21 protein-coding genes are annotated in these 20,438 nt (G+C 71.0%); 10 read left to right on the top strand and 11 right to left on the bottom strand.

All coding sequences use genetic code 11. The features are described from left to right. Positions 1 to 172: 172 nt before the first annotated feature. Both E1J50_RS27115 and E1J50_RS04030 read right to left on the bottom strand, forming a co-directional pair. Entirely contained in the window at positions 173 to 346 is a 174-nt protein-coding gene (locus E1J50_RS27115) for a hypothetical protein (RefSeq protein ID WP_165937771.1), read from the bottom strand. 130 nt (positions 347 to 476) lie between these two features. Continuing rightward, a complete protein-coding gene (locus E1J50_RS04030; protein ID WP_132250656.1) occupies positions 477 to 1,439 on the bottom strand; it encodes a c-type cytochrome in 963 nt (320 codons plus the stop codon). Between the two features lie 288 nt (positions 1,440 to 1,727). Between E1J50_RS04030 and E1J50_RS04035 the strand changes: the two genes are divergently transcribed. Next, positions 1,728 to 2,471 (top strand): 3-deoxy-manno-octulosonate cytidylyltransferase, encoded by a 744-nt coding sequence (locus E1J50_RS04035; RefSeq protein WP_132250658.1) that lies wholly within the window; start codon positions 1,728 to 1,730, stop codon positions 2,469 to 2,471. Positions 2,472 to 2,477: 6 nt separating this feature from the next. Next, entirely contained in the window at positions 2,478 to 3,335 is an 858-nt protein-coding gene (locus E1J50_RS04040) for a prephenate dehydratase (RefSeq protein ID WP_132250660.1), read from the top strand. 4 nt (positions 3,336 to 3,339) lie between these two features. Here E1J50_RS04040 and E1J50_RS04045 read toward each other — a convergent pair whose 3' ends face one another. Beyond that, entirely contained in the window at positions 3,340 to 4,065 is a 726-nt protein-coding gene (locus tag E1J50_RS04045) for a tyrosine-protein phosphatase (protein WP_132250662.1), read from the bottom strand. Between the two features lie 190 nt (positions 4,066 to 4,255). Here E1J50_RS04045 and E1J50_RS04050 point away from each other — a divergent pair, with 190 nt between their 5' ends. Further along, entirely contained in the window at positions 4,256 to 4,765 is a 510-nt protein-coding gene (locus E1J50_RS04050; protein ID WP_132250664.1) for a GNAT family N-acetyltransferase, read from the top strand. A gap of 151 nt (positions 4,766 to 4,916) precedes the next feature. After that, the gene (gene ppa / locus E1J50_RS04055) at positions 4,917 to 5,456 is read left to right on the top strand and encodes an inorganic diphosphatase (RefSeq protein WP_132250666.1); all 540 of its coding nucleotides are present in this window, start codon (positions 4,917 to 4,919) and stop codon (positions 5,454 to 5,456) included. Between the two features lie 18 nt (positions 5,457 to 5,474). Here ppa and E1J50_RS04060 read toward each other — a convergent pair whose 3' ends face one another. After that, positions 5,475 to 6,731, bottom strand: coding sequence for an FAD-dependent monooxygenase (locus E1J50_RS04060; protein ID WP_132250668.1), 1,257 nt, complete (start codon positions 6,729 to 6,731; stop codon positions 5,475 to 5,477). 92 nt (positions 6,732 to 6,823) lie between these two features. On the opposite strand from E1J50_RS04060, the gene tesB reads away from it, so the two are divergent. From tesB to E1J50_RS04080, 4 genes are all read left to right on the top strand, one after another. Beyond that, the gene (tesB, locus tag E1J50_RS04065; RefSeq protein WP_132250670.1) at positions 6,824 to 7,693 is read left to right on the top strand and encodes an acyl-CoA thioesterase II; all 870 of its coding nucleotides are present in this window, start codon (positions 6,824 to 6,826) and stop codon (positions 7,691 to 7,693) included. Between the two features lie 310 nt (positions 7,694 to 8,003). Further along, positions 8,004 to 8,342 (top strand): P-II family nitrogen regulator, encoded by a 339-nt coding sequence (locus E1J50_RS04070; protein WP_132250672.1) that lies wholly within the window; start codon positions 8,004 to 8,006, stop codon positions 8,340 to 8,342. A gap of 91 nt (positions 8,343 to 8,433) precedes the next feature. Beyond that, a complete protein-coding gene (locus E1J50_RS04075; RefSeq protein ID WP_132250674.1) occupies positions 8,434 to 9,936 on the top strand; it encodes an ammonium transporter in 1,503 nt (500 codons plus the stop codon). A gap of 391 nt (positions 9,937 to 10,327) precedes the next feature. Continuing rightward, the gene (locus tag E1J50_RS04080; protein WP_425374907.1) at positions 10,328 to 11,596 is read left to right on the top strand and encodes an outer membrane beta-barrel protein; all 1,269 of its coding nucleotides are present in this window, start codon (positions 10,328 to 10,330) and stop codon (positions 11,594 to 11,596) included. A gap of 160 nt (positions 11,597 to 11,756) precedes the next feature. Here the strand turns inward: E1J50_RS04080 and serA are convergent, their stop codons facing one another. The 3 genes from serA to trmD form a co-directional block, all read right to left on the bottom strand. Beyond that, the gene (gene serA / locus E1J50_RS04085) at positions 11,757 to 13,349 is read right to left on the bottom strand and encodes a phosphoglycerate dehydrogenase (RefSeq protein WP_132250676.1); all 1,593 of its coding nucleotides are present in this window, start codon (positions 13,347 to 13,349) and stop codon (positions 11,757 to 11,759) included. A gap of 133 nt (positions 13,350 to 13,482) precedes the next feature. After that, positions 13,483 to 14,652, bottom strand: a complete 1,170-nt coding sequence (locus E1J50_RS04090; RefSeq protein ID WP_132250678.1) for a phosphoserine transaminase — start codon at positions 14,650 to 14,652, stop codon at positions 13,483 to 13,485. A 137-nt stretch (positions 14,653 to 14,789) separates the two neighbouring features. Further along, positions 14,790 to 15,530 (bottom strand): tRNA (guanosine(37)-N1)-methyltransferase TrmD, encoded by a 741-nt coding sequence (trmD, locus tag E1J50_RS04095; RefSeq protein WP_132250680.1) that lies wholly within the window; start codon positions 15,528 to 15,530, stop codon positions 14,790 to 14,792. A 108-nt stretch (positions 15,531 to 15,638) separates the two neighbouring features. On the opposite strand from trmD, the gene E1J50_RS04100 reads away from it, so the two are divergent. After that, the gene (locus E1J50_RS04100) at positions 15,639 to 16,382 is read left to right on the top strand and encodes a class I SAM-dependent methyltransferase (protein WP_132250682.1); all 744 of its coding nucleotides are present in this window, start codon (positions 15,639 to 15,641) and stop codon (positions 16,380 to 16,382) included. 37 nt (positions 16,383 to 16,419) lie between these two features. On the opposite strand, the gene rimM is transcribed toward E1J50_RS04100, so the two are convergent. The 4 genes from rimM to E1J50_RS04120 form a co-directional block, all read right to left on the bottom strand. Further along, a complete protein-coding gene (gene rimM / locus E1J50_RS04105; protein ID WP_132250684.1) occupies positions 16,420 to 17,106 on the bottom strand; it encodes a ribosome maturation factor RimM in 687 nt (228 codons plus the stop codon). Between the two features lie 10 nt (positions 17,107 to 17,116). Next, a complete protein-coding gene (gene rpsP / locus E1J50_RS04110; RefSeq protein WP_132250686.1) occupies positions 17,117 to 17,479 on the bottom strand; it encodes a 30S ribosomal protein S16 in 363 nt (120 codons plus the stop codon). 105 nt (positions 17,480 to 17,584) lie between these two features. Continuing rightward, positions 17,585 to 19,138 carry a signal recognition particle protein gene (ffh, locus tag E1J50_RS04115; protein ID WP_132250688.1) on the bottom strand — a complete coding sequence of 518 codons (1,554 nt, stop codon included), beginning with the start codon at positions 19,136 to 19,138 and terminating at the stop codon, positions 17,585 to 17,587. Between the two features lie 19 nt (positions 19,139 to 19,157). Continuing rightward, a complete protein-coding gene (locus E1J50_RS04120; RefSeq protein ID WP_132250691.1) occupies positions 19,158 to 19,379 on the bottom strand; it encodes a glutathione S-transferase in 222 nt (73 codons plus the stop codon). Between the two features lie 265 nt (positions 19,380 to 19,644). Here E1J50_RS04120 and E1J50_RS04125 point away from each other — a divergent pair, with 265 nt between their 5' ends. After that, positions 19,645 to 20,124: a hypothetical protein gene (locus tag E1J50_RS04125; protein WP_132250693.1), complete on the top strand. Its 480-nt coding sequence runs from the start codon at positions 19,645 to 19,647 to the stop codon at positions 20,122 to 20,124. Positions 20,125 to 20,438 lie beyond the last annotated feature (314 nt).

Genomic DNA, 20,438 nt, shown 5'->3' on the forward strand with positions numbered 1-20,438 from the left:
GGCGACGCAGAGCGTCGCGGCGAAGAGGCGTCCGATCAGGGCGTGGGCTGTCACGGTGGAGCGATCTCCCGGTGGGCGCCCGACCGGGGTCGGGACGCGGGGCCGGGCGACGTTCTAGGACGGACGGGCGCCGCACGCCAAGCCGGCGCGTCCGCGCAGGGCTCCCGCCCGGTCAGGAAGCGTCCGAGGGCGGGGCCTTGGCGAGGCGCGGACGCTGGAGGAGCCGCACCGATTCCTCGATCCGGGCCCGGCTCGACTCGATCGCGAGGCGGGTGAGCGCGAGGCACCGGTCGGTGCGGGCCTGGAAGGTGAAGTCGATCCGTGCGGGACGCGGGAGCGTGTGCATACCGCTTTGTGGCCGCACGAGGCTCCGGCCGCATTCACCTGTATCAAGCGGGGCGGAGGGCCGGGCGGGACCGGCAGAACGACGAAGGCCGGGCGCGGGGCCCGGCCTTCGCTGGGGCGTCGGACGCCCTCTATTGCTGCGCGGGCTTGCTGCCTGCGTCGAGATCCTTCGCCTTCTGCTCGGCCGCCGGATCGGGCTTGGCGGGAGCCTCCGTCGCGTCGGGCGCGCTCGGGGCGGCGGGTGCGGGCGCGTCCTTGGCGGAGGGCGCCGGGCCGCCGGCCTCGGGGGCCTGCTGCGGGGCGACCTCGTTGTGGCCCTCGACGCTGCCGGCGGGCTTCGGCCCGACGGGCTTGGCCTCCTTCGTGTCGGCGGGCTTGGCCGGGCTGTCCTTGCCCTCGGAGGGCTTGTTCGCCGCCGGCGTCTCGGCGGAGGGCTTGTCGCCCCCGGCCTTCGTCGGCGCGGCGTCGGCGGGCTTGGACTCGGGCTTCGCATCCGCCGGCTTCGCGTCCGCCGGCTTGGCCTCGCCCGATTTGGCCTCGCCCGATTTGGCGTCGGCCTTCTCGGCGGCGGGAAGCGGCTTCGGGCTGTCGGAGAGCGTACGCAGGTAGGCGATGACGTTGGCGCGCTCCTGCGGGGAGGAGATGCCGGCGAAGGCCATCTTCGTGCCCTTCGCGTAGCCCTTGGGGCTTTCCAGGAAGTGGTCGAGATCCTCGTAGGTCCAGGCGCCGCCCTTCTCCTTCAGGCTGGCCGAGTAGTCGAAGCCCGGCTCATGGGCCTTCTGGCGCTCCACCACGTCCCAGAGATGGGGACCGACCTTGTTCGGGCCGCCCTTCTCAAAGCTGTGGCAGGACTGGCAAGCCTTCGTCCCGGCCTGCCCCTTCTCGACATTGGCGCTGGCGAGCCGCACGGAGACGGGCTCGGCCTTCGCGGCGGGGGCGCCGCCGGCCTCGGCCTTCGGCTCCGGCAGCTCGTAGCCGGCGCTGCCCGCGGGCTTCGGGTGGTAGATCAGCTCGGCGACGAACCCCGATCCCATCGCGAACAGCAAGGCTCCGAGCACCGCGCCGGCAACCTTGTTCACCTCGAATGAGTCCATTCTCGACAACTCCGGCGCGCCGCCGGGCTGCGCCCCCGCGGCACAAGATTGCGACCGGCGGGGGAAGGCGCCGACCTTGGAAAAGTTCGAGGGTGCCTTAGCCGCTCCGCACGGATCTTGACAATGGCGGATTCGGCGACCGCGAGGTCGCAGAGGCCACGGAGCGGGACAAGTGTCCCTCGAATCCTCGCCATGACAACACGCCTGCCGCCTGTTAAGCACCCCGGCCGCGAGACGAAGCCTGCCACGAGGGCTGTCGCGAAGGCTGTTGCGAAGGTTGTTGACAGCATGTCCGACCCCCTGGTCCTGATCCCCGCGCGGCTCGCCGCGACGCGCCTGCCGAACAAGCCGCTCGCCGACATCGCCGGCGAGCCGATGATCGTGCATGTCTGGCGCCGCGCGACGGAGGCGGGCATCGGCCCGGTTGTGGTGGCGACCGACGCGCCGGAGATCGCGGCGGCGGTCGAGGCGGTCGGCGGCCTCGCGGTGATGACGCGGGCCGATCACCCCTCGGGCTCGGATCGCCTCGCCGAGGCGCTGGAGATCGTCGATCCGGAAGGCCATCACGATGTCGTCGTCAACGTCCAGGGCGACCTGCCGACGATCGACCCGCGCGCCATCGGCGCGGCCGTGACGCCCCTCGCCGACCGGGCCGTCGACATCGCCACGCTCTGCGCCGTGATCACCCGCGACGAGGAGGCGACCGACCCGAACGTGGTCAAGCTCGTCGGCGTCCCGGTCGGCCCGGACCGGCTGCGCGCCCTCTACTTCACGCGGGCCCGCGCCCCGTGGGGGGAGGGGGCGCTCCATCACCATATCGGCCTCTACGCGTATCGCCGCACGGCGCTCGCCCGCTTCATGGCCCTGCCGCCCGGCCACCTCGAGACCCGCGAGAAGCTGGAACAGCTGCGGGCGCTCGAGGCCGGCATGCGCATCGACGCGATCGTCGTCGACGACCTTCCGCTCGGCGTCGACACGCCCCATGACCTCGAACGCGCCCGCGCCCTGATGGGCGCCCGCCGCCTGAACTGACGCACGATGACCAACCGCACCATCTCCTACCAGGGCGAGCCCGGCGCCAACTCGCACATCCTCTGCGCGCAGGCCTATCCGGACTGGACGCCACTGCCCTGCCCGACCTTCGAGGACGCCTTCGCGGCGGTGACGGAGGGGCGCGCCGCGCTCGCCATGATCCCGATCGAGAACTCGATCGCGGGGCGGGTCGCCGACATCCACCACCTGCTGCCGACCTCGCCGCTCCACATCGTGGCCGAGCACTTCCTGCCGATCCACTTCCAGCTGATGGCGCTTCCGGGCGCATCCGCCGAGGGGCTGACCAGCGTGCACAGCCACGTCCACGCGCTGGGCCAGTGCCGCCGCATCATCCGGCGGCTCGGGCTCAAGGCGGTGGTCGCCGGCGACACGGCCGGCGCCGCGCGCGAGGTGGCGGAGGCCGGCGACCCGACGCGGGGCGCGCTCGCCCCGGCACTCGCCGCCGAGGTCTACGGACTCGAGATCCTGGCGCGCGACGTCGAGGACGAGGCGCACAACACCACCCGCTTCGTGGTGTTCTCGCCCGATCCGATCACGGCGCAGGCCGGCGAGGGGCCGATGGTGACGAGCTTCATCTTCCGGGTGCGCAACATCCCGGCCGCCCTCTACAAGGCGCTCGGCGGCTTCGCGACGAACGGCGTCAACATGTCGAAGCTCGAGAGCTACATGGTCGAGGGCCAGTTCACGGCGACGCAGTTCTACGCCGAGGTCGACGGGCACCCGGACGATCCGGGACTGGCCCGGGCCCTCGACGAGCTCCGCTACTTCTCGCGCGAGTGCAAGATCATCGGCGTCTACCCGGCCCACCCCTTCCGCGAGACGACCCGGCTCGCGGCGGAGTAGCGGCCTACTCGCGCCGGATCACCCGGTCGACCAGCACGTCGGACCAGAACCCCGCCCGGAAGGACCGCCGGAGCGCCTCCGGATCGTACGCGGTCTCGACCCAGGTGAGGAAGTCGAGCCCCCGCGGCTCGCCCTCGCGCAGGTAGAGCGCGAAGAACGCGTCGAGGATCCCGGTCTTGGCGAAGCGGAAATGGCCGAAGCGCGCCGAGAGCTGGCGGGCCGCCTCGGCCACGGGCCGGTTCTCGTGCAGGATCAGGTAGAGGGCGGCGGCGAGCCCCGCCCGGTCCGCCCCCGACTTGCAATGCATCACCGCCGGGTACTCGATGCCCGCGAAGACGTCGCGTGCGGCGAGGATCGTCTCCCGCGACGGCGCGTCGCGGGAGCGCAGCACGAACTCGACGAGCTTCAGCCCGTGCCGCTCGCAGGCCTCCCGCTGCAGGGGCCACGACCCGTGCTCGCGCCCGCCGCGGAGCGAGATGATCGTGCGCACGCCCTGGCGGTGGAAGCGGGCGAGGTCGCGCGGGCTCGGCTGGGCCGAGCGCCAGATCTCGCCGGCCCCGACCCGGTGCCGGTTCAGATAGGCGAGGCGGAACACCCCGTGATCCACGAGGAGCATGTTCGCCCAGGCCATCAGGCGGGCGCCCGGCCCCGAGATCGGCCGCTCGAAGCGGGCGATGCGGGCCAGACGCCGCGCGTTGCGGACCTCGGTGGTGCGGAATCGGTTGAACACGGGATGCGCGGAAGGGCTCGCGGAAGGGGCGGAGGCCGCCTCTAACAGCCCGGCCGGACCCTCGCAAATCGAGGGTACGTTTCCGGCATCGGCCTTGCCTTCTCTTTGCCGGCATCCGGGCAGAACCTGAGGCAGGGCATTCGGGTTTCCCACCGGCAACGAAGCACGCTTGCGAGAAGGGATCCGGGGCATGAGCACGCGCAGCACGACGAGCATCCGCCGGGCCCGCGAGAGCGACGCGGGGTCCCTCTCCGCGGTGTTCGACGCGTCCTGGCGGGAAGCCTATCGCGGCATCATTCCCGGGCTCGCCCTGGAACGCCTGATCGCGCAGCGGGACGGCCGCTGGTGGCGGGGCGCCCTGCGCCGCGGACGGCCGATCGCCGTGGTCGAGACGGCCGAGGGCGTCGTCGGCTACGCGGCCTACGGGCGGGCCCGCAGCGTCGCCCTGAAGGCGGAGGGCGAGATCGACGAGCTCTACCTCGCCCCCGAATACCAGGGCGTCGGGCTCGGCCGGCGCCTGTTCCGGGCCGTGCGCAACGATCTGGGCGATCACGGGCTCGCGCGCGTCGGCGTCTGGTCGCTGGAGGAGAACGAGCGGGCGGGCGCCTTCTACGAAGGTCTCGGCGGCGTCCCCGGGCCGCGGGGCCTCGACCGAATCGCCGGATTGCGCCTCGCCAAGGTCGGATACCTGTTCCGGTGAGGGCCGCGTACCGGGTCCGGTGAGGGCCGCGTCGGCAACGATTCGGCGGAAACGTCGCCACGGCGGGGCGTGGCCGATTTCCTTCGTCGGGCAACGGCTTTAAGAGACCGGCGGACGGGGCTCGCGCCCCCGATACCGGAGACGAGGGACCATGCGTATCGACGCCATCTCGATCGGCAAGACTCCGCCGCAGGACGTCAACGTGATCATCGAGGTCCCGCTCGGCGGCGAACCGATCAAGTACGAGATGGACAAGGATGCGGGCGCGCTCGTCGTCGACCGCTTCCTCTACACCTCGATGGTCTATCCGGGGAATTACGGCTTCATCCCGCACACGCTCTCGGGCGACGGCGACCCCTGCGACGTGCTCGTGGCCAACACCCGGGCCATCGCGCCGGGCGCGATCATGAGCGTGCGCCCGGTCGGCGTCCTCGTGATGGAGGACAATGCGGGCGAGGACGAGAAGATCGTGGCCGTGCCCTCGCGCCACCTGACGATGCGCTACGACCGCATCGAGAACTACACCGACCTGCCCGACATCACGCTCAGCCAGATCCAGCACTTCTTCGAGCATTACAAGGACCTGGAGCCCGGCAAGTGGGTCAAGGTCGTGCGCTGGGGCGACAAGGCCGAGGCCCACCGCCTGATCCTCGAGGGGATCGAGCGCGCAAAGGGCGAGAAGAAGGCCTGAGCGGCCTCCGGCGGGGCGCTACAGCGCCTCGCCCCTCATGAGCCGGGGCTGCGCGCCGCGCTGGCCCGCGGCCTCGCCGATGAAGTAGCGCTTCAGCGCCGGCATCCGGTCGACGAGGCCGAGGCCGAGGTCGCGGATGAGGCGCACCGGCAGCACGTCGTTCGAGAACAGCCGGTTGAGCCCGTCGGTGGCCGCCGCCATCGCCAGCGCGTCGAAGCGGCGGCTGCGCTCGTAGGCGCGCAGCACATCCTCCCCGCCGGGATCCATCCCGAGGCGCACGGCGTCGCTCACGGCCTCGGCGAGCGCCGCCGCGTCGGCGAGCCCCAGATTGAGCCCCTGGCCGGCGATCGGATGGATGACGTGGGCGGCATCGCCGAGGAGCGCGAGGCGCTCCGCCCGGAAGCTGCGGGCGAGGCCGAAGGCGAGGGGATGGGCGCTCGGCCCGTCGAGCAGGGCGAGCTCCCCCAGATTGAGGGTGAAGCGCCGCTCGATCTCGGCCAGGACCTCCTCCGGCCCGCCGCCGAGCAGGGCCGGCACCTCCGCCGCGCGCTCCGTCCAGACGATCGAGGAGCGATGGCCGAGGGGGCCGCCCGCGCTGAGGGGCAGGATCGCGAAGGGGCCACCCGGCAGGAAATGCTCCCAGGCCCGGCCCTCGTGATCGCGGGCGTGCCCGATCGTCGCGACGATGCCCGATTGCGGGTAGGACCAGCCGACCCAGCCGATGCCGGCGGCCTCGCGCAGGCGCGAGCGCGCCCCGTCCGCGGCCACGACGAGGCTCGCCGTGAGAACGCGGCCATCCGCCAGGGCGACGCGCATCGCGCCCCGCTCCGGCCGCGCGCGCGCCACGCCGACCGGATCGAGGGCGATTTCCGCCTCCCGCGCGGCCGAGACCAGGGCCTCGGCGAGGGGCTCGGCCTCGACCATGTGGGCGAAGGGGGCGTCCGCCTCGCGGTCCTGCCCGAAGGTCAGGAAGACGGGCCGGACGGGATCGGCGAGCCGGCTGTCGCTGATCGCCATGTCGCGGATGGGCTGCGCCGCGCCCGCGAGGCGGCCCCAGATCCCGAGCCGGTCCAGCATGCGCCGCGCGCCCGCGGCGACCGCGTAGGCCCGCCCGCGCTGGCGGGCGGCCGCCGCGGCGAGGCCGGGATCGCAGACGGTGATCCGGAGCGCCGGCCCGTGCGCCTGCCCGAGGGCGAGCGCCAGGGCGAGACCGGGGATGCCGCCGCCGGCGACGAGGAGGGAGCGGGCGCCGGGCCGGGCTGTCGAACTCGTCATGGCTCCGTCGCCTCCCGTGGATCGGTGTTGCCCAAGCCTGCTATGACCTGCCGCCCGAGGCCACAAGGCCCCCTTCAGCCGCATGTGATGCCATGACCGGACTCGTCGCCGAACTCCTCGACATCCTCGACCTCGAGCGCCTGGAGGTCGATCTGTTCCGCGGCGTCAGCCCGCAGATCGGCTGGCCGCGGGTGTTCGGGGGGCAGGTCGTCGCGCAGGCGCTCGTGGCGGCGACGCGGACGGTGCCGAGCACGCGCCCGCCGCATTCCCTGCACGCCTATTTCCTCCTCGGCGGCGACCCGAAGGTGCCGATCATCTACGAGGTCGAGCGCATTCGCGACGGGCGCAGCTTCACCACGCGGCGGGTCAAGGCGGTCCAGCACGGGCGCGCGATCTTCGCGATGTCGGTCTCCTACCACGACGTGGAGGAGGGCTACAGCCATCAGGCCCGGATGCCCGAGGCGCCCGATCCCGAGACGCTGCCCGACACGCGGGCCCTCCTCGCTGCGGGCGGCAAGGGCATCCCGTTTCCCGTCGCCGCCTATTTCGCCCGCGAGCGCCCGATCGAGCTGAAGCCCGTCTCGATCGAGCGCTACCTCGTGCGCGAGCCGCGGGAGCCGCGCTGCCGCGTCTGGCTGCGGGCGGCCTCGCCCCTGCCGGACGACCCCGCGATCCATCAGGCGGTGCTCGCCTACGCCACCGACATGACGCTCCTCGACGCGACCCTGATCGCGCATGGGCGCACCGTGTTCGACACGGACATGCAGTCGGCGAGCCTCGACCACGCGCTCTGGTTCCACCGGCCCTTCAGGGCGGACGATTGGCTGCTCTACGCCCAGGACAGCCCGGCCGCAGAGGGCGCGCGCGGCTTCGCGCGTGGCCAGATCTTCAGCCGCGCGGGCGAGCTGATCGCCTCGGTCGCGCAGGAGGGATTGATCAGGCCGCGCCGGGCGCAGGATTGACGGCATCGACCGTGCGCTTCCGGACGCTTTCGACCCGGAAAAGCTGAATTTTGCCTAATGCGAAGACGATCTGCACAATCGAATGGCAGATTGTCGCCGGCTGCCGCCCGGAACATCAGCATGAGCGGTCCAAAACCTGGGCAGACGGCGAAGTCGGGAAAAGGTTCCCGGCCAGGAAAGCGCTGGCATAGTCCTTGAATGAGGGGCGGCGAGCGCGGGGTCATCCCGATCCTCGCGCAACCCGGACCGAGACGTCGCGATCAAGACGGCTCCGGCCACCGGTTCCCAGTCGGACAAGGGGGCGCCGCCCATGAAAATCGTGATGGCCATCATCAAGCCGTTCAAGCTGGAGGAGGTGCGCGACGCCCTGACCGGCATCGGCGTGCACGGCCTGACAGTGACCGAGGTCAAGGGCTACGGCCGCCAGAAGGGCCACACGGAGATCTACCGCGGCGCCGAATACGCCGTGAGCTTCCTGCCCAAGCTCAAGATCGAGGTGGCCGTCTCCGCCGATCTCGTCGCGAACGTGATCGACACGATCGCCGGGGCCGCCCGCACCGGCCAGATCGGCGACGGCAAGATCTTCGTGATGCCCCTCGAGAAGGCCGTCCGCATCCGCACCGGCGAGACCGACGCCGACGCCCTCTGAGCCGGCCCAAATCCGCGCCGGGCCCCGGCGGGCTCAGCGGCAACACACCGTTTCACAACAGAATCGCATCGCGATCGGGAGTCTCGTGTCCATGAAACTTCGCAACATCCTCGCGCTCGGCTTGGGAGGGGCAGCGCTCGCCGCCCTCCTCGTCGAGCCGTCCCTGGCGCAGACGCCGACGCTGGAGGCTGCCGCAGTCCCGGCCGCCTCGCCCGTGCCGGCCAAAGGCGATACGGCCTGGATGCTGATCTCCAGCGCCCTCGTCCTGATGATGACCGTGCCGGGCCTGGCGCTGTTCTACGGCGGCCTCGTCCGCACCAAGAACATGCTCTCCGTCCTGACGCAGGTCTTCGCGATCGCCTGCATCGTCTGCCTGCTGTGGGTCTTCTACGGCTACAGCCTCGCCTTCACCAACGGCGGCGGCCTGAACGACTTCATCGGCGGCTTCTCGAAGGCCTTCCTGAAGGGCATCGACCCGAACTCGACGGCCGCCACCTTCTCGAACGGCGTCGTGATCCCCGAATACGTCTACATCTGCTTCCAGATGACGTTCGCGATGATCACCCCGGCCCTCATCGTCGGCGCCTTCGCCGAGCGGATGAAGTTCTCGGCGCTCGTCGTGTTCTCCATCCTGTGGGTCACGCTGATCTACTTCCCGATGGCGCACATGGTCTGGTACTGGGGCGGACCGGACGCGGTCGGCAACGCCGCCAAGGCCCTGGCCGCGGCGACCGACGAGGCCGCCAAGAAGACGGCGCAGGACGCGCTCGACGCCGTCAACGCCGATGCGGGCCTGCTCTTCAAGTGGGGCGCCCTCGACTTCGCCGGCGGCACCGTCGTGCACATCAACGCCGGCATCGCGGGCTTCGTCGGCTGCCTCATGCTCGGCAAGCGCATCGGCTACGGCCGGGACCTGCTCGCCCCGCACTCCCTGACCATGACCACGATCGGCGCCTCGCTCCTCTGGGTCGGCTGGTTCGGCTTCAACGCCGGCTCGAACCTCGAGGCCAACGGCACCACGGCGCTCGCCATGATCAACACCTTCGTGGCCACCGCGGCCGCGGCGGTCTCGTGGCTCTTCGTGGAATGGGCGCTCAAGGGCAAGCCGTCGCTGCTCGGCATGCTGTCGGGCGCCATCGCCGGCCTCGTCGCCGTCACCCCGGCCTCCGGCTTCGCCGGCCCGATGGGCTCGATCGTCCTCGGGCTCGTCGCTGGCGCGATCTGCTTCGCGATGTGCTCCACCGTGAAGAACGCGATCGGCTACGACGACTCGCTCGACGTGTTCGGCGTGCATTGCATTGGCGGCATCATCGGCGCCCTCGCGACCGGCATCCTGGTCAACCCGGATCTCGGCGGCGTCGGCATCCCGGACTACACCACGAAGCCCGGCGAGCTCGTCGTCGGTGCCTACGACCTGACGACCCAGCTCATCACGCAGGCCAAGGCGGTCGGCATGACGATCCTGTGGTCGGGCATCGGCTCGGCGATCCTCTACAAGCTCGTGGACGTCACGATCGGCCTGCGGGTGACGCAGGAGGAGGAGCGCGAGGGTCTCGACATCGCCGATCACGGCGAGCGCGCCTACAACTACTGATCGTCAGCCCTCGGGCATCGATCCGAAGGGGAGGGCCCCGGCTCGCGAGAGCCGGGGCCCTCTCTCGTTTCGAGCCACCGATTCGATCGCGCGACGGGCGCGCCGGCCTGATTCGTTCGGCCCCGGCGGCGGCGCGGAGCGGTCACCGAAAGGTGAGGCGTTGCGGGAGCCCGGTCGGTCCGGCGTCGAAGGCCCGCCGTCAGCAAATTCGTCGCGTGGCAAGTGCCGTCCCGAACAAAAAAGCGTGTCCTCGGCGCAACATGGCCCGATGGAAGCTGTGAGCCCCCCTGAACTGCCTCCAAACTAGGCAATTGCCTGGAGTTTGGTTTTGCGCTGCACGGGCCGATCCGGCACCTTGACTATACAAGATCAAACATTGGGGCTCGACACGATGACCTTCAAACTGTTCCTGCAGTGCGGCACGGCCGCGGCCGCGATATCGCTCTGCCTCGGACAGGCTCAGGCGGCGGACATGCCGGCGGCCCCGCCCCCGGCCCCGGTGGTCGAGGCCTGCAAGGCCACGATCACCTTCCCCGCCTTCGGCGGCGTCATCAAGCAGAACCCGAACCCCGCCTGCTTCACCACGGGCATCGGCGACATCTATGTCGGCGGCGCGGTCACGGGCTACGCCTACAATTACTCGAACGCGTTCGGACCCTTCTACACGCCTCCGGGCGAGCGCGACGACCGCTACGGCCGCGTCGACATCAGCAACCTGCAGGCCTTCATCCAGAAGGCCGACGGCCCGTTCCAGTTCTACATCCAGACCGGCCTCTACTCGATCCCGGCGCTGGGCTTCCCGACCTTCAGCTCGTTCAGCCAGACCGACCTGCTGTTCGGCCCCGTGCCGGTGGCCTTCGGCAAGATCGCGATCAACGACGAGTGGTCGGTGCAGGGCGGCCGGATGCCGACCAATATCGGCTCGGAGCTCGCCTTCACCTTCCAGAACCTGAACATCTCGCGCGGCCTCCTGTTCAACCAGGAAATTATCATCAACCAGGGCGCGCAGGTCAATTATTCGAGCGGGCCGCTCGCGGCCTCGATCGCGGTGACGGACGGCTTCTACTCCGGCGAGCTCAACTGGGTCACCGGCGCCATCACCTACAAACTCGACGACGCCAACACGATCGGCATCAACGGCGGCACGCACTTCTCGAGCTACAATTCCGGCTTGCGCAGCCTGCGCTTCCAGTACGCGACGCCGGTGGCGCTGCAGAACAGCAGCATCGTCAGCGCGAACTACACCTACTCGGCCGGCCCGTGGATCGTGACGCCGTACGTCCAGTACACGAACGTCGAGCCGGTCTTCGGCCTCGCCGGCGCCGAGACCTTCGGCGGTGCGCTGCTCGCGAGCTACGCCTTCACCGACAACTTCGCGCTCGCCGGCCGCTTCGAGTACATCAGCCAGAGCGGCAGCCGCTTCAACCCAGCCGGCCAGACCTCCGTGCTCTACGGCGCGGGCAGCTCGGCCTATTCCTTCACGATCACGCCGACCTTCACCTTCGACCGGTTCTTCATCCGCGGCGAGTACTCGCATGTCGAGCTGGTCGACTTCCAGCGCCCGGATCTCGCCAACGGCATCGTGGGCCTCGGCTTCGGCCGCATCGGCAACCGCGCCGGCCAGGACCGCTACATGATCGAGACGGGCTTCACCTTCTGATTCCGGCTTAACCCCGGCGCCGAGCCCATCGGCGCCGGGCGAACCGCTCGACGAAACGGGCGCGCGTTCGGTCGGAACGCGCGCCCGTTCTGCATTCTCCGCGGGTTGCGGCCCGCCGCACCGAGCCGTCGGGCCGCACCGACGCGGCGGGCGATGCGTCTCAGAAGCTCACCGCTCGCACACGCTTCACCTGCGGGATCTCGGCGATCTTCTCCAGCACGTCCGGCCCGACCGGCCCGTCCACCGCCACGAAGGCGATGGCGTTGCCGCCCTCGGTCTCGCGGCCGAGAGTGAAGGTCGCGATGTTGACGCCGGCCTCGCCGAGCAGGCTGCCGAAGCGGCCGATGAAGCCCGGCTTGTCGTGGTTGCGCACGTAGAGCATGTGCGGCGCGAAGGCCGCATCGATGTCGATGCTGCGAATCTCGATGATCCGGGGCTTGCCGTCGTGGAAGACGGTGCCGGCGGCATCCCGCGGCATGTCCTCCGCATCGACCGTGATGCGCACGACCGATTCGTAATCGCCGTCCCCGCCCTCGCGCTTCACCTCGTCGATGACGATGCCGCGCTCGCGGGCGATGGCTGGGGCCGAGACCATGTTGATGTCGGCGAGGAACGGGCGCAGCACCCCGGTCACCGCCGCCGAGGTGAGCGCGCGGGTGTTCATCCCCGCGACCGCCCCCTCGTAGGTGATGCGGATGCCCTTGATCGGCGCGTCGGTGAGCTGGCCGAGGAACGAGCCGAGCTTGTCGGCGAGCGACACGTAGGGCCTCAGGCGCGGCGCCTCCTCGGCCGAAATCGAGGGGAAGTTGATGGCGTTGGTGATGGCCCCGCTGAGGAGGTAATCCGCCATCTGCTCGGCGACCTGGAGCGCCACGTTCTCCTGCGCCTCGTTGGTCGCGGCGCCGAGATGGGGCGTGCAGATCACGTTCGGGTGGCCGAAGAGCGGGTTCTCCTTCGCCGGCTCCTCCACGAAGACGTCGAAGGCCGCGCCGGCCACGTGGCCCGAATCGAGCGCCGCGCGGAGCGCCGCCTCGTCCACGAGGCCGCCGCGGGCGCAATTGACGATGCGCACGCCGGGCTTCGTCCGCGCCAGCGCCTCGGCCGAGAGGATGTTGCGGGTCTTGTCCGTCATGGGGACGTGCAGGGTGATGATGTCGGCGCGCGCGAGCAGCCCGTCGAGCTCGACCTTCTCGACCCCGATCTCGCGCGCCCGCTCGGGCGACAGGAAGGGATCGTAGGCGATCACCTTCAGCTTCAGGCCGATGGCGCGGTCGGCCACGATCGCGCCGATATTGCCGCAGCCGATCACCCCGAGGGTCTTGGCCGTGAGCTCGACGCCCATGAAGCGGTTCTTCTCCCAGCGGCCGGCCTGCGTCGAGGCGTCGGCCTGCGGGATCTGGCGGGCGAGCGCGAACATCATCGCGATGGCGTGCTCGGCCGTGGTGATCGAGTTGCCGAAGGGCGTGTTCATCACGATCACGCCCTTGGCGGTGGCGGCCGGCACGTCGACGTTGTCGACGCCGATGCCGGCCCGGCCGACGACGCGCAGGCGGGCGGCCTGATCGAGGATCTTCGGCGTCACCTTGGTGGCGGAGCGGATGGCGAGGCCGTCGTAATCGCCGATGACGGCGGCGAGCGCCTCCTTGTCCTTGCCGAGTTCGGGACGGAAATCGACGTCGATGCCGCGGTCGCGGAAGATCTGGATCGCGGCCTCCGACAGCGCGTCGGAGATGAGCACCTTGGGAGCGGGCATGCGTGCCTCCTGCTCTAACAGGTCGGGGAAGCGGCCGGACGGGCCGGCCGCGGCAATCTCGATGTGTGGACGGCGCGGGCGGACACCCTCTCCCCTACGGGAGAGGTGAGGCGCCGCGGCGCAGGGGCAGGCCCTACGCCGCCCGGGCGAGCTTCGCCTTGGCCTCGGCGAAGGCCCAGTCGAGCCAGGGCGTCAGCGCCTCGAGGTCGGCGCGCTCCACCGTGCCGCCGCACCAGATGCGCAGGCCCGCGGGCGCATCGCGGTAGGCGGCGATGTCGTAGGCGACGCCCTCGCGCTCCAGGGACCCGACGATGTCCTTGGCCACCGCCGCGACCGCCGCGTCGCCCTTGGCGAGCACGTCCGGGTCGGCGATCACGAGACAGATGCCCGTGTTCGAGTAGGTGGCGGGATCGACCGCGAGATGGGTGATCCAGGGGGTGCGCGCCACCCACTCATGGATCACGCCGGCATTGGCATCGGCCCGCGCGTGCAGCGCGTCGAGGCCGCCGATGCTCTCCGCCCAGCGCAGGGTGTCGAGGTAATCCTCGACCGCGAGCATCGAGGGCGTGTTGATCGTGTCGCCCTTGAAGATGCCCTCGATCAGCTTGCCGCCCTTGGCGAGGCGGAACACCTTCGGCACCGGCCAGGCGGGGGTGTGGCTCTCGATCCGGGCCACGGCGCGGGGCGACAGGATCAGGATGCCGTGCGCGGCCTCGCCGCCCATCACCTTCTGCCAGGAGAAGGTGACGACATCGAGCTTGTCCCACGCCAGCGGCTGCGCGAAGGCGGCCGAGGTGGCGTCGCAGATCGTGAGCCCCTCCCGGTCGGCCGCGATCCAGTCGCCGTTCGGCACCTTCACGCCGGCGGCCGTCCCGTTCCAGGTGAAGATGACGTCGCTGCGCTTCGTGTCGATCTTCGAGAGGTCGGGGAGCACGCCGTAGGGCGTCTGGTGCACGACGGGGCTGATCTTCAGCTCCTTCAGCGCGTCCGTGACCCACTCGGCCCCGAAGGCCTCCCAGGCCGCGACCTCGACCGGCTTCGGGCCGAGCATCGTCCACATGGCCATCTCGACGGCGCCGGTATCGGAGCCCGGCACGATGCCGATGCGATAATCGGCCGGCACGCGCAGGATCCTGCGCGTCAGGTCGATGGCTTCCTGGAGCTTGCCCTTGCCGAGGGGGGAGCGGTGCGAGCGCCCGAGCGCCGCGTCGGAGAGGGCATCGAGCGTCCAGCCGGGGCGCTTCGTGCAGGGGCCGGACGAGAAATAGGGCACGCGGGGACGCGTGTCGGGGCGGTTCGTCATGTGATCCATCCTTGCAGATGGGCGCTCCTCGTTGGGGAGGAGTGTCCCGTCGATCCGCATGATGGAACTTCGTTGCGAAAGCAAGGTGGGCAAGGGTCGAAGGCCGTCGATCCTCCGTCCGTGTCACATGTGCGCAGTCATTCCGTGATCCGCGTCACGCTCCGATTGAGAAGATCCGGCCGGCGCTCGCGCGTGAGGCGAAGGGCCTCGTCCGCCCGCCAGCGGGCGATCGCCGCGTGGTTGCCGCCGGTGAGTACCTCGGGAATCGTGCGCCCCTCCCAGGCCCTCGGCCGCGTGTAGTGCGGGTATTCGAGCCGGTCGTTCTCGAAGCTCTCCTCGATGCCGGAGGCCTCCTTGCCCATCACGCCGGGCAGGAGGCGCACGCAGGCATCGATCAGCACCATCGCGGCGATCTCGCCGCCGGAGAGCACGTAGTCGCCGATCGAGACCTCCTCCAAAGCGCGGCCCGCGATGACCCGCTCGTCGACGCCCTCGAAGCGGCCGCAGACGACGACGAGGCCGGGGCCGGCGGCGAGCGCCCGCACCCGCGCCTGCGTCAGCGGGCGGCCGCGGGGCGACATCAGAAGGCGCGGGCGCGGATCGTCGGGGCCGGCGGCCGAGTCGATCGCGGCGGCGAGCACGTCGCAGCGGAGCACCATGCCGGCGCCGCCGCCCGCGGGCGTGTCGTCGACGCTGCGGTGGCGGCCGAGCCCGTGCTCGCGGATGTTGCGCGCCGACAGGTCCCAGGCGCCGCGGCCGAGCGCGTCCCCGGAGAGGGAGACGCCGAGGGGGCCCGGGAACATCTCCGGGTAGAGCGTCAGCACCGTGGCCTGCCAGGGTGCGGGCGCTCGGGAGGGCAGGGGGTCGTCGGCGGTCATGCGTGGCGTCTTGGCGCGGAGCCCGTCCGGGGGTCAATGGCCGGGACCGCCGCCGACTGTGCGAACGCGCCGAGGCCCCTATTCTCCGAGGCCCCTCAGAGTGCCCCGATGCCGCGCCCGATCCTTCCCGTTACCCTCCTCATCCTCGGACTCGCCGGGATCGCCTCGGCGGCCGAACCGCTCGGGCCGCCCGGCGCCCCGGCCTCGCTCTTCCCGAAGCCCGACCGGCCCGTCGCCGAGATCGTGGCGGCGCAATGGGCCCTGGAGAAGGAGCGCGAGAAGGCGGACGAGGTGGGGCAGGTGGCCCGCCTGATGGGCATCGCGCCGGGGCAGACGATCGCCGATATCGGCGCGGGCAGCGGCTACTACACGCTGCGCCTCTCCGAGCGCGTGGGGCCGCAGGGCCGGGTCCTCGCCGAGGACGTCACGCCGCGCTACCTCGCGGAGTTGCAGAAGCGGGTGCGCAAGGCGGGATTGCAGAACGTCACGATCGTGCGCGGCGAGCCGCACGACCCGCGCCTGAAGCCGGCCTCCGTCGACGCGGCCGTGCTCGTGCACATGTATCACGAGATCAGCCAGCCCTACGGCCTGCTTCACAACCTCGCCGCCGCGATGAGGCCGGGCGGCCGTGTCGGCATCGTGGACGCGGACGACATCCCCTCGCGCCACGGCACGCCGCCCGCGCTGCTGCGCTGCGAACTCGCCGCCGCGGGCTATCGCGAGACCGGCTTCAGCGTGCTGGAGGGGGGCGTCGGCTACCTCGCGATCTTCGAGGCGCCGGCACCGGAGCAGCGGCCCGACCCGCGCGCGATCCGGCCCTGCCGGGACGAGGCGAGCCGGGGCGCGAAGTAGCGACGGTGCGGCGGGGGAGTAGCGACGGCGCGGCGCCTCAGCCCGGCTCGTCCGGAGGCTTCGGGCCGGAAGGGGCGAAGAGGTCGTCCGGCGGGTCGACGGTGATCCGGCCGCCCGGCACGTCGAGCCCGGGCACGAACGCCTTGGTGAAGGGCAGGAGCGCGCTCGGTCCGCCGGCCTCGGGACGGATCTCCAGGAGGTCGCCCCCGCCGTAATTCGGCACCGCGACCACGGTGCCGAGGGTCTTGCCCGCGCTGTCGACGACGGACAGGCCGACGAGGTCGGCCGTGAAGAACTCGTCCTCGTCCTCCGCCTGCCCGAGCGTGTCGCGCGGGACGTAGAGGCCGACGCGGTTCAGCGCCTCGGCGCCGCTGCGGTCGGACACGCCCTTCACGCGGGCGACGAGGAGGTCCGGCGCGGGGCCGGGTGCGGGCCGGGCGCTCACGATCTCGATGCTGCGGCCATCGGCCGTGCGGAGCGGCCCGTAGGCGGCGATCGCCACCGGGTCGGCCGTGTAGGATTTCAGGCGGATTTCGCCGTTGAGCCCGTGCGCCCGGCCGAATTCGCCCAGGAGGACGAGGCCGGGATCGGGCGCGGTGGGCGCCGGCCTCGCCGCGGCGCCTTTCGGCCGGGGCGAGGTCTCGGACGCGGGCGCGAGGCGTGGGGGCCTCGCGCGGCGGGCGCCGTCCCCGCGGGGTGGTTGTCCGCCGGGACGGCGCGCCATCTCCCGCGCCTCAGGCCGCGGCGTCCTCGGCCGGGGCGGCAGCCGCCTCGGCGCGCTTGGCCGCGCGCTCCTTGGCCTTCTCGCCGGGCTCGGCCTTCTTCGGGTTGTTGCGGGCCGGGCGCTTGGCGAGGCCGGCGGCGTCGAGGAAGCGCAGGACGCGGTCCGTCGGCTGCGCGCCCTTGGCGAGCCAGGACTGGATCTTGTCGGTCTCGAGCTGCACGCGGGCCGGATCGTCCTTGGCCTTCATGGGATCGTACACGCCGACCTTATCGATGAAGCGGCCGTCGCGGGGGGCGCGGGCGTCGGCGACGACGATGCGGTAGTAGGGGCGCTTCTTGGCGCCGCCGCGGGTGAGACGGATCTTGAGGGACATGCTTTCAACTCCTGAACGTGTACGTGGTCTGGTTAGAGCGAATAGTGAGTAGGGAGTAGCGAAGAGAGCGGAAACCCTGTTCGCTATTCGCTACCCTCTATTCGCTCACTTCTTCTTCCCGAACGGGAACCCGCCGAGGCCGGGAAGTCCCGGCACCTTCGGCCCGCCGAGCCCCGGAAGGCTCGGCATCTTTCCGCCACCCATTCCGGGCGGCATCGGCGGCAGCTTGCCGCCGAACTGCTTCTCGATCTGCGCGATCTGTTCCGGCGTCGGCTCGGGCATGCCCGGGGGCATGCCGCCCGGCATCCCGCCGCCGCCGAGGCCAAACATGTTGCCCAGAGCCTGCCCGATTCCCCGCTTGCCCGAGCCCATCGCCTTCATCATGTCGGCCATGGTCCGGTGCATCTTGAGGAGCTTGTTGATCTCCTCGACCTTCACGCCGGCGCCGGCGGCGATGCGCTTCTTGCGGGAGTTCTTGAGGAGATCGGGGTTCTTGCGCTCCTGCGGCGTCATCGAGGAGATGATCGCCCGCTGGCGCCTGAACATCTTCTCGTCGAGATTCGCGCCCTCGACCTGCTTCTTGATCTGGCCCATGCCCGGCAGCATGCCCATCAGGCCGCCGATGCCGCCCATCTTCTCCATCTGCCCGAGCTGCATCGACAAGTCCTCGAGATCGAACTTGCCCTTGCGCATCTTCTCGGCGGTGCGCATCGCCTGCTCGGCGTCGATCGTCTCCGCCGCCTTCTCGACCAGGGAGACGATGTCGCCCATGCCGAGGATGCGGTTGGCCACGCGCGCCGGGTGAAACTCCTCCAGCGCGTCGACCTTCTCGCCGGTGCCGACGAGCTTGATCGGCTTGCCCGTGACCGCGCGCAGGGAGAGCGCCGCGCCGCCGCGGGAATCGCCGTCCATGCGGGTGAGCACGATGCCGGTGACGCCGAGGCGCTGGTCGAAGGCGCGGGCGGTGTTGACCGCGTCCTGGCCGGTCAGCGCATCGGCGACGAGGAGCACCTCGTGGGGCCGCGTCGCCGCCTTCACCTCGGCGGCCTCGGCCATCAGGGCCTCGTCGACCGTGGTGCGGCCGGCGGTGTCGAGCATCACCACGTCGAAGCCGCCGAGGCGGGCCGCGTCCATGGCGCGCTTGGCGATCTGCACCGCGGACTGGCCGGCGACGATCGGCAGGCTCTCGACGCCGACCTGACCCGCCAGAACGGCGAGCTGCTCCATGGCGGCCGGGCGCCGGGTGTCGAGGGAGGCGAGCAGGACGCGGCGGCGCTCGCGCTCGGTCAGGCGGCGGGCGATCTTGGCGGTGGTGGTCGTCTTGCCGGAGCCCTGGAGGCCCACCATCAGGATGGCGACGGGGGCGGGGGCGTTGAGGTCGACCACCTCGGCCTGATCGCCCAGCATCGCCACGAGCTCGTCGTTGACGATCTTGACGACCATCTGGCCGGGCGTGATCGACTTGAGCACGGTGGCGCCCACCGCCTTCTCGCGCACCCGGTCGGTGAAGCCGCGCACCACCTCCAGCGCCACATCGGCCTCGAGCAGCGCGCGGCGCACCTCCCGCATGGCGGCGGTGACGTCGGCCTCGGTCAGCGCGCCGCGGCGCGTCAGCCCCGAGAGAATGCCGGAGAGGCGATCGGACAGGCCTTCGAACATGGTCAGGCGATTCCGTGGGTCACTGGTGAAGGCCCGCCTTCTCGACGCGGCGCGCCTGCAGGGCGGCCTCGAAGCTCTGAAGCGCGCGGGCGAACCGGTCCCGGCACTCGGGATCGCAGAACCCGACGACGGCACCGTTGTAGAGCGTCAGCGAATCCGCCGCGATCGGCTTGCCGGACCACGGGCAGGTCTCGTTGATCGCATCCTCGATGCGAAGGGGCGTCTCGCGTGCTGGCGTCATGGCTTGGCACACCGGGGCAGGACGCGCTTCTTCCAACACGGAACACGCCCGAGGGCGCGGACGCGCTGTCGGGCGTTGACCTCCGGCCTCTCGGGCCGGTCGGCGTTCAGGTTGACGTCCATGCGTCGGATCGGGAGCGCGGGCCTTAGGCGGGCGTGGCCGAAATGTCAAATTCCCGGTTCGGACCGGGAAGGCTCCGTTAAGCTTTACGGTTCATTAAGCATGATCTGGTCGGATGGACCTGAGATCGCAAGGACGCCCGCAGATGTCGGAACCCGCCCGTCAGTACCCGTCGCACGAGAGCGGCCGCCCGGCTCCCGGCCCCTTGCGCGACTGGCTCGCCGCGATGAAGGCCCACACCCCCCCGGTGCCGGAGCGGCCCGCGACGGTGCGGCAAGAGGCGCCCCGCGCAGCCGAGCCGCAGCAGAGCTGGGCCCCGCGCCTCGTTCCCGGCAACGCGGCGCAGGCCGAGCGCGCGCCGGCCGGACCGGCCCGCGCCGGAATGGGCACGGCGGACGGCGAGGACATGTCGGAGCTGATGGCCGAGAACCTGATGCTCAAGGCCAAGCTGCGGATCGAGCAGGACCGCTACGCCGAGCTTCAGGCCATGCTGGCCCAGGAGATCCGCGACCTGCGCAAACACGTGCAGGACGAGATGAGCGCGCTGGAGAGCGTGCGCGAGGAGCGCGACCTCTGGCAGGCGCGGGCCGAGGCCCTGGCCCAGCCGCTGTTCCAGAAGCGCTGAGACCCGCCGCAGGCACCCGGAATGCCGAAGGGCCGCCCCAAGGGGCGGCCCTTCCATTGCCGAACCGCGGTCCGGCCGAAACTGTCTCGCGTCCCTGACGCTTTACGCGAAAGCGCCGGAGGCGACGGTCCAGGTCCGGAGAGCCGACGACCGCGGCTGATGACAATGAGACACTGGATCACCTCCTTTCGTTAGTTGCGGGAAACCCAAGGTAGGAAACCGCACGCCGGATGGGAAGGGGCTTGGCTGCGCCCTCTCGCCGCTGCCCTCCCGGCGCTGGCCAGCATCGGCGGGGCGCATTAAGGAGGGCGGCC

The sequence above is a fragment of the Methylobacterium segetis genome, from assembly GCF_004348265.1.
Classification (GTDB): domain Bacteria; phylum Pseudomonadota; class Alphaproteobacteria; order Rhizobiales; family Beijerinckiaceae; genus Methylobacterium; species Methylobacterium segetis.

Excerpts from the sequence above, each read along its gene's own strand:
- trmD (WP_132250680.1), bottom strand. The coding sequence starts at position 15,530 with ATGACCGCCGACGACCCCCTGCCCTCCCGAGCGCCCGCACCCTGGCAG.
- serA (WP_132250676.1), bottom strand. The coding sequence starts at position 13,349 with ATGCCCGCTCCCAAGGTGCTCATCTCCGACGCGCTGTCGGAGGCCGCG.
- E1J50_RS04060 (WP_132250668.1), bottom strand. The coding sequence starts at position 6,731 with ATGACGAGTTCGACAGCCCGGCCCGGCGCCCGCTCCCTCCTCGTCGCC.
- E1J50_RS04070 (WP_132250672.1), top strand. The coding sequence starts at position 8,004 with ATGAAAATCGTGATGGCCATCATCAAGCCGTTCAAGCTGGAGGAGGTG.
- E1J50_RS04050 (WP_132250664.1), top strand. The coding sequence starts at position 4,256 with ATGAGCACGCGCAGCACGACGAGCATCCGCCGGGCCCGCGAGAGCGAC.
- E1J50_RS04080 (WP_425374907.1), top strand. The coding sequence starts at position 10,328 with ATGACCTTCAAACTGTTCCTGCAGTGCGGCACGGCCGCGGCCGCGATA.
- rpsP (WP_132250686.1), bottom strand. The coding sequence starts at position 17,479 with ATGTCCCTCAAGATCCGTCTCACCCGCGGCGGCGCCAAGAAGCGCCCC.
- E1J50_RS04090 (WP_132250678.1), bottom strand. The coding sequence starts at position 14,652 with ATGACGAACCGCCCCGACACGCGTCCCCGCGTGCCCTATTTCTCGTCC.
- E1J50_RS04100 (WP_132250682.1), top strand. The coding sequence starts at position 15,639 with ATGCCGCGCCCGATCCTTCCCGTTACCCTCCTCATCCTCGGACTCGCC.
- ffh (WP_132250688.1), bottom strand. The coding sequence starts at position 19,138 with ATGTTCGAAGGCCTGTCCGATCGCCTCTCCGGCATTCTCTCGGGGCTG.
- E1J50_RS04120 (WP_132250691.1), bottom strand. The coding sequence starts at position 19,379 with ATGACGCCAGCACGCGAGACGCCCCTTCGCATCGAGGATGCGATCAAC.
- E1J50_RS27115 (WP_165937771.1), bottom strand. The coding sequence starts at position 346 with ATGCACACGCTCCCGCGTCCCGCACGGATCGACTTCACCTTCCAGGCC.
- tesB (WP_132250670.1), top strand. The coding sequence starts at position 6,824 with ATGACCGGACTCGTCGCCGAACTCCTCGACATCCTCGACCTCGAGCGC.
- E1J50_RS04040 (WP_132250660.1), top strand. The coding sequence starts at position 2,478 with ATGACCAACCGCACCATCTCCTACCAGGGCGAGCCCGGCGCCAACTCG.
- E1J50_RS04075 (WP_132250674.1), top strand. The coding sequence starts at position 8,434 with ATGAAACTTCGCAACATCCTCGCGCTCGGCTTGGGAGGGGCAGCGCTC.
- ppa (WP_132250666.1), top strand. The coding sequence starts at position 4,917 with ATGCGTATCGACGCCATCTCGATCGGCAAGACTCCGCCGCAGGACGTC.
- E1J50_RS04125 (WP_132250693.1), top strand. The coding sequence starts at position 19,645 with ATGTCGGAACCCGCCCGTCAGTACCCGTCGCACGAGAGCGGCCGCCCG.
- rimM (WP_132250684.1), bottom strand. The coding sequence starts at position 17,106 with ATGGCGCGCCGTCCCGGCGGACAACCACCCCGCGGGGACGGCGCCCGC.
- E1J50_RS04030 (WP_132250656.1), bottom strand. The coding sequence starts at position 1,439 with ATGGACTCATTCGAGGTGAACAAGGTTGCCGGCGCGGTGCTCGGAGCC.
- E1J50_RS04035 (WP_132250658.1), top strand. The coding sequence starts at position 1,728 with ATGTCCGACCCCCTGGTCCTGATCCCCGCGCGGCTCGCCGCGACGCGC.